Genomic DNA, 12,575 nt, shown 5'->3' on the forward strand with positions numbered 1-12,575 from the left:
TATGACAAACAGATTAAATGAAAGTGGCTTTGCCCTGTTAGCAGTTCTTATTATTGGCATGATCTCCATGGTACTCGTTTCTACACTCTTTTTCGTTCTTCTGATGCACACCCAGATGTCGGGCAAGGACAAGCGGTATCTCAACGAACTCGAAACAGCAAAAGGTACCAGCGAATTCATCATGGCATCACTACGCGATGCATCACTTACCTGCAACTCTGGGAATCCTTGCACAGCAAATGACACGATAGACCTTCATGGTTCCATATGTAACGCAATGGGCCGCACGATGGCCTGCACAGGTCTATCTGCTACCTATTTATCATCGACATTGGAAACCGGTGTTGCGGGGAACCCAGACGTAAGAGCGGTGGCTGTCAGGGTTACGTCAACTGCGTTGAATACACCTGAACGAGCAGTGGTAGAGTTTGTTTATAAAGTATGGTGATACTTTTTTGTGATTATTTTCCTGAAAGCCCAACCGTAAGATTAGTGGAATAGGATTTAGTGACAATTGCTGCGCATCTGTGACATATTTTGTCAACATTGCCTACAAAACCTGCTTGTTTTTCTACAAGCGAATAACAAAGACAGCCTATATACTCATTTTCATAGCACATACTTATTTTCAGCCCATTGGCACACAAAATGCATAGTGGCAGTAGGAACAACACTTCAGCATCCAAACCCCAACACAAGAGGTACAAACCATGATGAGACTCATCGGAAAACAGCTGAAAAGACAGAATGGCCAAAAGGGCTTCACATTGATAGAGCTCATGATCGTTGTCGCAATTATCGGCATCCTGGCTGCTATCGCAATCCCTCAGTTCACCAAGTATCGTTCCCGAGCCAACAACTCTGCAGCACTTGCAGATGCGAGAAATGTAAGGACAGACATGGAAGGTTTCTTTGCAGAGTGGCAGCACTATCCCAATTGATGCAAGATCGCCATTTCCTTTTTCTTTGGCAAAAATTATAAATTTGATGGAGTTATCATGAATAATAAAAAAATAATATGCATGTTAGTTGGATTGGCATTTCTTGCACCTGCATCCTCAGCATTCAGCGCCGGCACATATGCTGACATTGTGGATGCAAGCGGAACGGTATCAATTAACGATACGCTTGCTGGCGATGGCTCACTTAAGATTGACCTCTCCCCTGGCGTAAGCATGTCTCTCTTCTCAGATGCAGCTGAATTTGCAGTTACGACTCTCAACACCTCCTCCCAGGCTGCTTACAGAATGGAGTACGGCATCTGGTCCGGAAGAACAGGTTACTACCAACAAGCAAATGATACAGAAGCATCTTTCCTCACTCCTGCGCCTACTTTCGACGGTACAACCAATCCATTTGGTAGTACTTGGATATACATGGGCAATGCCGGAGCGGAATAGGAATAATTTAGATACGATCTTATATACACGCACTTGGCTCCCTGTAACTCGTTTTACAAGGAGCCAAGTTTTTTTAGGCTCATTTGATAAATGCTACCTAATACACCAATACAATTTGAGCATGTTTTCAAAACATACTCTATCGATATACATAATAAATCAACAGCATTAATTGATCTATCCTTTTCAGTCAAACAAGGTGAGGTCTTTGGAATTATTGGCCCAAACGGAGCCGGGAAAAGTACAGCTCTTAACATCTTGCTTGGATTTGTTTTTTTAGATAAAGGAAGTGTAACGATAGCAGGGAAACGACCGAATTCCACCAGCTGCAATCTGGAAGTTGGCTATCTAGCCGAGAACCCATGCTTGTACAGAAATCTCACCCTGACGGAGCACCTTCGTTTTGCTGGCACAGTCGCAGGCTATTCCAGTGTCGCAAGTCGAAAAAGAATCGAAGAACTTTTATTCCAGGTTGACCTAGCCCATGTCGCAAACAAAAAAATCAGGCACTTTTCCAAAGGGATGACTCAGCGTGCTGCCTTGGCATATGCCTTATTTCACAAGCCAAAAATTCTTATCCTTGATGAGCCTATGTCTGGGCTTGATCCAGTAGGCAGGAAAATGGTTATTGACATAATATGCGATTACAACAAGGCTGGTAATACAGTTTTATTTTGCTCACACATTCTCACTGATGTCCAGAGAATATGTGATCGTATCGGAATTATGAATAAAGGTAAGATGGATCAGATTCTCAATTCAATTGATATAACCGACGAGAAAAATCTTGAAACTATATTCATCCAGACTGTGTCTAGATAAGTCAAAATGAAAAATGTCATACCTGTATCTTTTTTGACCTATAGAGAAGGATTAAAGCACAAAGTTGTATTGCTTACAACAATTTGTGCGTTATCTTTAATGACTGGATCAGTCCTGATCAGTGGTTTTTTCATGCGGGATATCTCAAAGATTATCCTCGATTTTTGCCTATCAATAACCAATATAGGAGGGTTGCTCATACCATTCTTTCTTGCCATTACTCTGTTAGCCGGGGACATCGAAAAACGAACCATAGTCACAATACTTGCTCGCAACATATCTCGAACCGAATATTTATTTGGGAAATACCTCGGTATCTCGATGCTGACGGCAACTGTAATGCTCATTTTTCTTGCAGCCACACTTCTGGCTATACTTGGCGGTAACTTTCTATATAGCAATATATATTTCAAGGGATTTTCTATTAGTGCAGTAGTTCAATCCGTAATATTAAGTTATTTAGGTATCTCCATTCTCAACGCGGCAGTCGTTCTGTGGTGTAGCATCACCACTACATCATTTCTTGCAACACTCCTTACTATCGCCACGTATCTTACCGGCCAATCCATTGACAATATCGTGCGTTTCGTGGAGTCACCACCAGCAGGAATAGAAATTTCCACCTCGATAAGCAAGACTGTTCAGATCATTCAATACATCTTTCCCAATTTAGCAGCTTTTGATCATAAGTTATCAGCTGCCCATGGTGCCCTTATACCATTTTCAGAATTTGCAATGTTGAGCTGTTATGCATTTGTATACATCATAGCCACTTTGACACTATCAACTATCTTATTTATCCGACGAGACTTGTGATAAGAACAATTATCCTGATTGTATTTTTCTTTATAATGTCTGTAGTGAATATCTCACTGGTGAATCCCGTAAAACAGATACAAGGAAAATATATCCAAGAGTCCTACACCAGAATTGGAATTCTCCCCACTTCTTTGCTCCAAGCAATATGCCTTGAGTTTCAAGGAGTAGTAGCAGACTTACTATTTCTCAAAACCTTAACCTTTATGGGTTATAAAATTGATCAGAACACATCTCCTGAGCCTGAAGACTGGCAATCTATTTACAATGTCCTTGACAAAATAACAGATCTTGACCCATCCTTCTTAGACCCATACGTCTTCGCTGAGATGATTTTGACTTGGCAGGCAGGCATGACCGAACAAGTCGACAATTTGCTCCACAAAGCAACTATTGGCAGACCTAATGACTATAGACCCCATTTCTATTTAGGTTTCAATGCCTTTTATTTTCGTAATCTTGCCTCAGAAGCAGCCCCACACTTACGCAAGGCATCTGTTCTCCCTGATGCCCCCAAATATCTCGCAGGCTTAGCATCACGCATGAGCCTATATGGTAGTCAAACAGTACTGGGGATACTGTTCCTTGAAGAGTTAATTGCAGAGACATATGATCCGCTAACTAAACAACAACTCAAAACGCGGTTGGATGCTTTGAAGCAAATTTATCTTCTAGAGCAAGCTGTCAATCAATATAAAACTGAAACAGGTGTTTTTCCAAAAAATCTCACGGACCTTGTAGATAGACATTATATTGAACGAATCCCCAGTGATCCATACGGCGGTGAGTTCGTAATACTTTCAGGCGGAAAAATATATACAACTAGCAATTTATTACCCCAAGGAAAAAAAAATTAAAACTTCTCATGTATTCCTTCTATTTAAATTCATTCAGTCGACATTTTATCTCCCCTTACTTCCCATACTTGATAAACAAAGGAGTCTACTTTTATTGGGATGAAATATCCATTTGAAAACTCTTTTTTTACAAAAAGATTATTAAATACTGAATGTTCAAATAACCTTGCAGCTTTCTGTGAGTCAGTATCAGCCCATCCCACGTTTACGACAAGCCCACTCTTTTTTCCATCTCTACCCTTACCAAACCCTTTATCTTTCGCAACCAATACTCCTTTGCGTTTTTCCACATCCCAAGTGCCTTGCCAAAACCACTCTTTAGACCATCTCAAATGATCATTAACGAAAAGATAAACTGGCTTGTCGCTCCTCGGAAAAAAAAAGGAGCACCACTGTGAAGCGCTTTTGTTACCATCCTTCGATATATTAACATACGATACATTCTGCTCGCATAGAGTTGGCCCATCCTCTAATATTTTGATAGCAGATAAATATCCTTTTGAGGTGTTTCCGACAGCTCGATACCACTCGTTCAATCCTTTTACACCTTCTATCACATAAAACTGCATGAAATTTGCAGCCAACTTGTAACTAGACGTTGCTAACGGCAGAGCATTATACACGGTTCGTTCACCACTGTGCACTGAGCCATCATTTATTGTTGCTCTCCGGGCATGATAATTCAAAGCATATCCGTAATTCCACCACGCCCATATTATAGATTCCTTAGTTGTTATTTTTGATATTTTCTCCATACCAGCAATCAATTCCGGCCTCATTTGCGGTAGAAAATTATCGGTAAACTCTCTATACACCGATCCTAAACACGAAATTCCTGCAACAATTACAACTGCACATCTAATAAGTAATCTTAAAGTTTTAGTTTGCCATAGCTGGGAAAAAAATACCCCCAGACCTATTGTAATAGCTGGTGTAAAGAAAATGATAAAACGATTAGCATAAAAAACAGCTGTAACTCCGAGGGCAATATAAGGCACTAGGAAAAGTGCTTTACCTGGTGTCCTCAAACAAATTATAGCTAAACCAGTTGCCGAAAAAATGAACACCATGATAGAGTCGGTTGTCGCCTCAACAGTCTCAACCAGTCCTGCTGGACCTTGCTCTGCAATTGTAAACCCCACATTGGGGAAATAGCCCATATTTTCTTTCGATACATACTGAAAAAGTGAAATAATCCGACGAAATATTATTAGAATGCCTTCAACCCCTATCAGCCATAGGAAAAATAAAGCGCTTGTAACAATAATTGAATAAAAGATGTACTGCTCAGGAAAAAGCGGCCTGTAAAAAAAGATCAACGATACTATGAGTGGGAAAAGAGTCAAAACTGTAACTACTTGAGTTGCCTGATCCCACCAATAATAAAAAAGGACATACAAAATAGCAGTACAACAAAGATACATGTACCTCTTTTTTTCATTTTCTATAGAGAACGCCAAAACACAATAGGTAATTGCAAGCGGAAAAAATACATTTAGACAATCAGTATCTAACCAACCTAATTGCGTTCTAAAAACCAAATCATGCGATACTACTCCCAGCAGTGCCGCCGTATACGCACATACCCGTCCCCCAAAAATCCATCCTATACCAAAGAGAGGAAGAGCTACGAGAGCACCAAGAACAGCTGGGAGAATGACTGCTATCCATTCTAGCGAAAACGGCAGGATTAGAGATAATCGAGCTAAAATTACTGAAATTAATGGAGGAGGCACTGAGTTCGTCGCATAGTCTGGAACAGCCCGATAGACATCGTGAACGGAATAACTATTTTCAATAATATCCCTAGCAAGCCTAAGGTAATAATAACCATCAAAATTGGTCAACAATGGTTTCCCGTTTATAAACACGGCATCTGCAAAATCTTGCCATGCAAATAGGTTGTCAAGCCTTACCCATAACCCTACTAGCAAAGTGATTATGAGGATCACAACATCCCACATATTAAATTTTTCATGAAAAACTAAACTTGCCATCCTGTCCATCGCCTCAAAATGTTTGTTTTTGCAAATGATACCGATTTCCAGACCAGCAGTCCCGCCGGCCAAGTTAAGTTCTGTAGCTCCATCCCTTGCCCTTCTTGGGAGGGTCAAGGGCCGCCGATTCAAGTTGCTGTCGACTGCTTCCTACTATACATCTCGTCTGGTAGACAACTATCTTGAGCCTGGCATGGATGAACAATGTTGTATTTGAAATTTTAAGCAACTCTACTTTTCGAGAGTTAATGTGCACTTTTATAAGACTTTAGATAGATGTCTTCACACTTGATGTTGTCCCAACATCGCTCAACAATCACATTGCCAATCCACCATTCCTTGCCACCCGTACTGATCAAAATGTTCTTATCCTATAAACACTTGAGCCAATCATCTGATGCAAATTGACAACGTTGTTCTATATTCATTATCTCTGCCTTTCATGCCATATGAACGCCCCGTTAACACAGCGTAGACAAAAATCAGTATCAAGACCACTTTTTTCCCAAAATACCGGCTCACTTGTGCTAAAAAGTACATGTAACCACTAATGCTCGGAAATGTATGTGATGCAGGCACACACATCTGTATTAAAAGGTTATGGTTCGACGCACCCTATATGTCCTTTTACAGCTTCAGCAAATCTACATTTGACAGGCAATACATATTACCATATAATGTTCTAAAATTCAGAACATAAAAATAATGGAAACGCTATTTACAGGGCTTATCACATCAAAATTACGCATTAAAATACTAATGCGACTTTTCCTCAATACTGAGCGCCACGCATATCTGCGCGAGCTGGCCGAAGAGTTCGATTCCTCACCTAGTCAAATCAAGTCAGAGTTGGATCAGATGAGAGAGGCGGACCTCCTGACTAGCAGAAAAAATGGCAGGCAAGTCCTTTTTTCGGCCAACACCAAACACCCGGTGTTTAACGAGCTTCACTCCATGGTGAAAAAGGCCTTGGGCATGGACAGGATACTTGATTCCATCATTATGCGGCTGGGTAATCTACAAAAAGCCATATTGGTTGATGATTACGCAAAAGGCAAGGATTCCGGAATCATCGATCTGGTCCTGATTGGTGATATAGATAAACAAAATCTTCTCGATCTTACAATAAAGACAGAAAGATATATCAAACGAAAAATCAGAACGCTTGTTTTGACCCCTGAAGAATATGAAAAGTTGAACAACCAGTGGTTGAATAGACCGTTCCTGATTTTATGGGAATGTGAGCGCGCTTCCTCAACACCAGCTGTTTCCTGAATAAATTAAGTTAAAATGCAAGAATCCATCACAAGAAATGCAACGAACTACTGATAAAGGCCCTCTTCCAATAATCACCTATACCCCGGACTCATCTCTGGTGTCCCCCGGCAAAATGCTACGAGACATGTTTCGGGATCTATTGGCCTCTCGTGAACTTGCATGGCGTTTAGCAGTTCGCGATATATCCGCACAATACCGCCAGGCATTTTTAGGTATCCTTTGGGCTTTTATTCTGCCGCTGGCTAACACTCTTACGTGGATTTTCCTTTGTGAAACAGGCATTATATCGGTGAAAGAAACTGCGTTACCCTATCCGGTATACGTCTTTTCCGGCAGCATGCTTTGGGCAATTCTCATGGATGCTGTCAACGCCCCGCTGCAGCAGACCAATGCTGCCAAAGCCATGCTGGCAAAACTTAATTTCCCGCGTGAGTCCTTAGTTATTTCGGGGGTTTACCAAACCGTGTTCAACGCAGGAATTAAGATCTTTCTCCTGTTGGCCGTTCTGACTTTTCTAGGCATTGCCCCGGGGTGGCACCTGCTGCTGTTTCCCCTAGGACTACTATCATTGGTGCTAGTCGGTACAGCTATCGGTCTACTACTGACACCAGTCGGAGTCCTGTACAGCGATATCGGTAAAGGCCTGCCTTTGCTGATGCAGTTTCTGATGTACCTGACCCCAGTCGTGTTCCCCATGCCCAAATCCGGCATTGCCGCTACTATTTACGCTATAAACCCACTCACCCCTATTATTCTCACATCTCGCAATTGGCTCACCGGCATGCCAAGCGAGTCTCTTCCCGGTTATATCCTCGTCAATATCCTGGCTCTTTTCCTTTTGGTTGCCGTCTGGATTTTGTTCCGTTTAGCCATGCCGATTCTTATTGAACGGATGAGTTCCTGATTGCCATGAGTACTGAAACCTTGATCAAAGTGGAAGGTGTTTCCAAAAAGTTCTGCCGAGACCTGAAGAAATCCCTTTGGTACGGCATGAAGGATCTGGGGAGCGAAATTCTTGGGCACCGCCACGAAGAAAAGAGCAAACTTCGCGCCGAGGAGTTCTGGGCTGTAAAAGATGTTAGTTTTCAACTGAATCGAGGGGAATGCTTGGGTCTGATCGGTCGAAATGGAGCCGGTAAGACTACTCTCTTGCGAATGCTGAACGGGCTTATTAGACCTGATTCCGGACAAATCAAAATGCATGGCCGGGTAAGCGCATTGATCGCTCTAGGCGCTGGATTTCATCCACTTCTAACAGGACGCGAAAACATTTTCGTCAATGCTTCAATCCTTGGATTCAATCACCGTGAAGTTATTAAGCGTTTCGATGAAATTGTTACATTTGCAGGTCTCGAAGATTTTATCGACTCTCCAGTGCAAAATTATTCGAGCGGGATGCATGCACGATTGGGCTTTTCGATCGCTGTCCATTGCGATCCAGACATCATTTTAATTGATGAAGCACTAGCTGTTGGAGATATGGAGTTCGTGATTAAATGTATCAATTGCGTTGGACAACTGCGTCAGCAAGGAGCGGCAGTTGTGCTTGTATCACATAATGAGTTGCTGGTTCGTGATGTAGCCCAGCGCTGCCTATTAATGCAACATGGTGAGAGTATCCTATTCAGTAGCTTGGATGATGCATTTCTAACGTATAGAACACACCTAACTGTTGAAAACGTAGTTCGCCGAGTCGAAAACGGCTTGGTTCGCAATGGCCCAATAAGGGTAACCTCAGTCGATGTAGAATCTACAGATAGTGAAACAATCCACCATGGCTCTGATATTACAGTTAAAATTATCTGCACGTCTGATGCCGGATGCAAAACTGACGAGTTTGAACTTCGCTTCTGGAACTCATCCGGCCAATTAATTTCCACTATTTGTGCAAATAATTCTGGATACGGGTTCGATATCCAAGCAGGAGCGAGCAGGTTCATGATTAAAATTTCGGCATTAGCTCTTGCTCCAGGAAGATACCGGCTCGCTGGTGGATTTAAGCGTCAAGGTCAATTCCAGTTTTGGTCGACAGAGCTTAAACAATTAGAAGTTGCGCCTACCCCTTGGCACAATTCAGGTTCTGGCATTCTTATTCTGGAAGCCATCGTTGAAGGCCCAATACCAGTCGAGGGTAAAAATGTCTAATACGGCTTGCCCTGCAATCCCTAAAATAATATGGATGTACTGGCACGAACCGCTAGAGAAAGCACCTGCTCTGATTCAACTTTGTCACGCTTCTTGGATTCGGCATAACAAAGACTGGAGGACTGTTATGCTACACGGTGATCCATCTCAAGCGTGCCTGTCCGCCACTGGTGTTTACCATAATATTCCTACTAACATACCTCTCTGTCACCAATCTGACCTGTTACGATGTGCTTTACTGGCAGATGCAGGTGGAGTATGGGTCGATGCAACATGCTTATGTGTTACCCCATTAAACAATTGGGTATTTGATGTTATTAGTTCAGGATTTTTCGCTTTCCGAGACCCCGGCCCTGATCGGCTCATTTCAAATTGGCTTCTCGCCTCAGTGCCAGGTTGCAGTTTAGTAAGGTCCTTCTATATGGAGCATGAACGTTACTGGAATGAAAATCAATTTCCCGACCAAAATACCAAAGTCAGGTTAAATATTCGCTCTAAACTTAATACCATTTTAAATCGAAACCCTACTCTTGCTTTTTTTTGGTTGTACTGGCCTGTTAGACGTATACTTCGCGTATACCCTTACTATATATTCCACTATCACTTTGCCATGCATATTGCCAAAAATAAGTCCTCTCATTCCATTTTTGAAGCGATGCCATACCATTCAGCGGATGCGCCCCACATTTTGCAAATGTTAGCTCGACACCAAGATCTTTCTATGACTGAAATCAAATCAATTCTTCTCAGTTCGAGTTCTCCTGTCTATAAATTGACTTGGAAAGAAGAAATTTTTCAACGAGAGGGAGTAGACATGGAGACCTTCCTAAACAACGTGCTGGGTACAACTCATTGTTGAGTTAAAGGAAATATCATTGATCATTTCTCACAATTACAAATTTATTTTTATCCATATCCCTAAATGTGCAGGCACCTCTATCCGAAACTGCCTTTTAGAACTAGACCCTGAAGCAGTCTCTTATTGGGGAAATGCTTGGGCCCTAGATCAAGACTGCCATGTTGATGCCGCTCATCAACCAATTGAGAATCTCGTTAAAAATCGTGATTTATTGCGCATGTTTCGGAAATATTTTGTTTTCGCTTTTGTCAGGAACCCCTACGAACGCTTTCTTTCTTCCTTAGCCGAGTTTGGCCGTGAACGCTCAGACCCATTAAATCTAAGCGATATTTTAGAGCTACTCCCCTCTTTGACTCCGAATGCGTTTCTAAAAAATGTTAGATACATTCACTTTTGCCCTATGCACTACTTCACGCATATTGGTAATAAACGTTGGGTTGATCAGATATATGATTTTGCTAATCTTGAAGCTGGCCTTTTGCGGTTTAGTCAAACTATTGGCATTTCACCTGATAAAATATTACCTCTGCCATCGCTCAACATTTCTAAAAATGTACGACAACCTTCTGTAGATGTTTTGACTAATAAGGTTATTGCAGCAGTCAACAACATCTACCACCAAGATTTTGAGTTATTTGGATATAGTAGTATCGAAACTGTCAATCGGACACAGTCTTTCAACCAGACGAGTCCGTTTGCAGAAATCCGAGCCACACCCGAGCAATTTGGAATTATTGCTCCACTTTTGAGTAAAATGAAAGAGCTAGACGAAGAGCGTCGGAACCTTCTCAAAGAACAGCGATACCTTTTTACTTTGCTACGCCATATCGATAATCACATAGTTTTCGGTAAACTTCTAAGATTTTGGAGACGTTACGTTAATCAATCTTTCCCTGCGCTTCCTACAAGAGATTCATCAAACACGACCAAATGATTGGAATCATTTTGTTTAAATCAATTTTTGCAGCTACAATCGACCTATATTGCTTAATAAATCAATAGGGTGTGAGGCTACTATAAATGTAGTTTTAGTATTGATATTTAAAACATGCTTTTCTGATTTTTTTAGCCAACTGGAATTAAGATCAATAAAAACAAACTACTATTTTTGAGCTTCCTTTACTAATCTGGAACAAATACATATGCAAAAGATTCATGACTGGCTTATTTTATGACCATCAGCCAATTGAGTTCAAATCTACACACTAATGACAAACATATCTATGATCTCAGTTAATTACTGGCATATAGAAATCAAACAATACCATATTAGCCAGGTGGTCAAATAGTGATAATTGTGTTATTATACAGGCATAAAGACACAAGATGCCAGATCACTATCGCAAGAGCTTCAGCAATACAATCGCGACCAAGCCGTCCGCCTGTCCAAGAAGGGGAAATCGCGAAGAGATATTGCTGATATTATCGGTGTAAGCTACTCCGCCGTATGCAATTGGATTAAAGCCTGGAAGAATAGTGGTAGGCAAGCAACCGGCAAACGTTCTAAAGAAGCGAGGAAGAACCTCAGAATCCCAAAGGATTCTAACGGAAGCTCAAGAAAAAGCTCTAAAGCAATTGCTTGTTGAAAAGAATCCTAGACAGCTCAAGCTTCCCTTCGCTCTTTGAAATAGAAAAGCCATCCAGGCTGCCGTGAATCATATGTGGCGTGTGAAAATAGCCGTCCGCACTATCGGCGACTACATGAAACGATGGGGTATTACACCGCAGAAACCGATCAAAAGGGCGTATGAGCGAAACGCAAAAGCGGTCCAGAAATGGCTGGATGAGACTTACCCAGAGATAAATGCAAGAGCGGCGCTGGAAAAAGCCAAGATATACTGGGGTGATGAGACCGGTGCAAGGAACGACAGCAATCACAGCCGTGAATATGCGCAAAAAGAAAAAACTTCAACAATTGAGATCAATGCCAAGAAATTTTCCGTCAACATGATCTCGGCAATCAACAATCAAGGCTGGGTTCGGTTCACGATTTATAAAAATACCATGAACGCTAGAGTTCTACTGCGCTTCTTAAAAAGACTGGTAAAGGATTCTGGTCGTAAGTTTTTTTTGATATTAGACAATTTGCGGGTGCACCATGCCAAGTTGGTCAGGAAATGGCTGCATAAATATGAGGAAAAAATCGAAGTGTTCTTCCTCCCGTCATATTCGCCTGAATTCAACCCTGACGAGTACCTCAACTGCGATCTGAAGTCGGGTCTTAGGGCATCCTCACCACCCAGAAGTGAAGATGAGTTGAAAAAGAAAATCCTTGGACATTTGCGAATGCTTCAACGGAAGCCACAAAGAGTGGCAAAGTATTTCGAGCATCCGGCAATTAGGTACGCGGCATAATTTCTTGTAAATGCCCGCCGGATCAATGTTCAATAAACATGCACTT

General features: G+C 41.7%; 14 protein-coding genes. 13 read left to right on the forward strand and 1 reads right to left on the reverse strand.

Features of this window, described 5'->3' with window-relative positions; genetic code table 11:
• The first annotated feature begins 1 nt into the window (after position 1).
• The 6 genes from BUF15_RS05855 to BUF15_RS05880 all read left to right on the forward strand — a co-directional run bounded on the left by BUF15_RS05855 (position 2) and on the right by BUF15_RS05880 (position 3,895).
• The gene (locus tag BUF15_RS05855) at positions 2–448 is read left to right on the forward strand and encodes a hypothetical protein (RefSeq protein WP_073612529.1); all 447 of its coding nucleotides are present in this window, start codon (positions 2–4) and stop codon (positions 446–448) included.
• A 265-nt stretch (positions 449–713) separates the two neighbouring features.
• A complete protein-coding gene (locus tag BUF15_RS28215; RefSeq protein WP_073612632.1) occupies positions 714–941 on the forward strand; it encodes a type IV pilin protein in 228 nt (75 codons plus the stop codon).
• A 57-nt stretch (positions 942–998) separates the two neighbouring features.
• A complete protein-coding gene (locus BUF15_RS05865; RefSeq protein WP_073612530.1) occupies positions 999–1,400 on the forward strand; it encodes a hypothetical protein in 402 nt (133 codons plus the stop codon).
• Positions 1,401–1,490: 90 nt separating this feature from the next.
• A complete protein-coding gene (locus BUF15_RS05870; RefSeq protein ID WP_073612531.1) occupies positions 1,491–2,222 on the forward strand; it encodes an ABC transporter ATP-binding protein in 732 nt (243 codons plus the stop codon).
• Between the two features lie 6 nt (positions 2,223–2,228).
• Positions 2,229–3,038, forward strand: coding sequence for an ABC transporter permease subunit (locus BUF15_RS05875; protein ID WP_073612532.1), 810 nt, complete (start codon positions 2,229–2,231; stop codon positions 3,036–3,038).
• Positions 3,035–3,895 carry a hypothetical protein gene (locus BUF15_RS05880; RefSeq protein WP_073612533.1) on the forward strand — a complete coding sequence of 287 codons (861 nt, stop codon included), beginning with the start codon at positions 3,035–3,037 and terminating at the stop codon, positions 3,893–3,895. Before BUF15_RS05875 ends, BUF15_RS05880 begins: the two co-directional genes overlap by 4 nt.
• Positions 3,896–3,924: 29 nt before the next feature.
• Here the strand turns inward: BUF15_RS05880 and BUF15_RS05885 are convergent, their stop codons facing one another.
• The gene (locus BUF15_RS05885; protein ID WP_073612534.1) at positions 3,925–5,964 is read right to left on the reverse strand and encodes an STT3 domain-containing protein; all 2,040 of its coding nucleotides are present in this window, start codon (positions 5,962–5,964) and stop codon (positions 3,925–3,927) included.
• Between the two features lie 633 nt (positions 5,965–6,597).
• Here BUF15_RS05885 and BUF15_RS05890 point away from each other — a divergent pair.
• From BUF15_RS05890 to BUF15_RS05915, 7 genes are all read left to right on the forward strand, one after another.
• Positions 6,598–7,167, forward strand: coding sequence for an ArsR/SmtB family transcription factor (locus BUF15_RS05890; protein WP_073612535.1), 570 nt, complete (start codon positions 6,598–6,600; stop codon positions 7,165–7,167).
• Between the two features lie 127 nt (positions 7,168–7,294).
• On the forward strand, positions 7,295–8,074 hold the full coding sequence (locus BUF15_RS05895) for an ABC transporter permease (RefSeq protein ID WP_200802333.1): 780 nt from the start codon (positions 7,295–7,297) through the stop codon (positions 8,072–8,074).
• Between the two features lie 5 nt (positions 8,075–8,079).
• Positions 8,080–9,315 carry an ABC transporter ATP-binding protein gene (locus BUF15_RS05900; RefSeq protein WP_073612537.1) on the forward strand — a complete coding sequence of 412 codons (1,236 nt, stop codon included), beginning with the start codon at positions 8,080–8,082 and terminating at the stop codon, positions 9,313–9,315.
• Positions 9,308–10,174, forward strand: a complete 867-nt coding sequence (locus BUF15_RS28305) for a capsular polysaccharide synthesis protein (protein ID WP_084553557.1) — start codon at positions 9,308–9,310, stop codon at positions 10,172–10,174. Before BUF15_RS05900 ends, BUF15_RS28305 begins: the two co-directional genes overlap by 8 nt.
• Positions 10,175–10,190: 16 nt before the next feature.
• On the forward strand, positions 10,191–11,108 hold the full coding sequence (locus tag BUF15_RS05910) for a sulfotransferase family 2 domain-containing protein (RefSeq protein ID WP_073612539.1): 918 nt from the start codon (positions 10,191–10,193) through the stop codon (positions 11,106–11,108).
• Positions 11,109–11,469: 361 nt separating this feature from the next.
• Positions 11,470–11,760, forward strand: a complete 291-nt coding sequence (locus tag BUF15_RS28310) for a helix-turn-helix domain-containing protein (RefSeq protein WP_200802334.1) — start codon at positions 11,470–11,472, stop codon at positions 11,758–11,760.
• 73 nt (positions 11,761–11,833) lie between these two features.
• Positions 11,834–12,529, forward strand: coding sequence for an IS630 family transposase (locus BUF15_RS05915; protein ID WP_200802335.1), 696 nt, complete (start codon positions 11,834–11,836; stop codon positions 12,527–12,529).
• Positions 12,530–12,575 lie beyond the last annotated feature (46 nt).

The sequence above is a fragment of the Desulfopila aestuarii DSM 18488 genome (assembly GCF_900143695.1).
In the GTDB taxonomy this organism is placed as follows: Bacteria; Desulfobacterota; Desulfobulbia; order Desulfobulbales; family Desulfocapsaceae; genus Desulfopila; species Desulfopila aestuarii.

What these genes read in the sequence shown, in the direction of transcription:
- BUF15_RS05855 (WP_073612529.1), top strand. Translation starts at nt 2, where the DNA reads ATGACAAACAGATTAAATGAAAGTGGCTTTGCCCTGTTAGCAGTTCTT.
- BUF15_RS28215 (WP_073612632.1), top strand. Translation starts at nt 714, where the DNA reads ATGAGACTCATCGGAAAACAGCTGAAAAGACAGAATGGCCAAAAGGGC.
- BUF15_RS05865 (WP_073612530.1), top strand. Translation starts at nt 999, where the DNA reads ATGAATAATAAAAAAATAATATGCATGTTAGTTGGATTGGCATTTCTT.
- BUF15_RS05870 (WP_073612531.1), top strand. Translation starts at nt 1,491, where the DNA reads ATGCTACCTAATACACCAATACAATTTGAGCATGTTTTCAAAACATAC.
- BUF15_RS05875 (WP_073612532.1), top strand. Translation starts at nt 2,229, where the DNA reads ATGAAAAATGTCATACCTGTATCTTTTTTGACCTATAGAGAAGGATTA.
- BUF15_RS05890 (WP_073612535.1), top strand. Translation starts at nt 6,598, where the DNA reads ATGGAAACGCTATTTACAGGGCTTATCACATCAAAATTACGCATTAAA.
- BUF15_RS05895 (WP_200802333.1), top strand. Translation starts at nt 7,295, where the DNA reads ATGTTTCGGGATCTATTGGCCTCTCGTGAACTTGCATGGCGTTTAGCA.
- BUF15_RS05900 (WP_073612537.1), top strand. Translation starts at nt 8,080, where the DNA reads ATGAGTACTGAAACCTTGATCAAAGTGGAAGGTGTTTCCAAAAAGTTC.
- BUF15_RS28305 (WP_084553557.1), top strand. Translation starts at nt 9,308, where the DNA reads ATGTCTAATACGGCTTGCCCTGCAATCCCTAAAATAATATGGATGTAC.
- BUF15_RS05915 (WP_200802335.1), top strand. Translation starts at nt 11,834, where the DNA reads ATGTGGCGTGTGAAAATAGCCGTCCGCACTATCGGCGACTACATGAAA.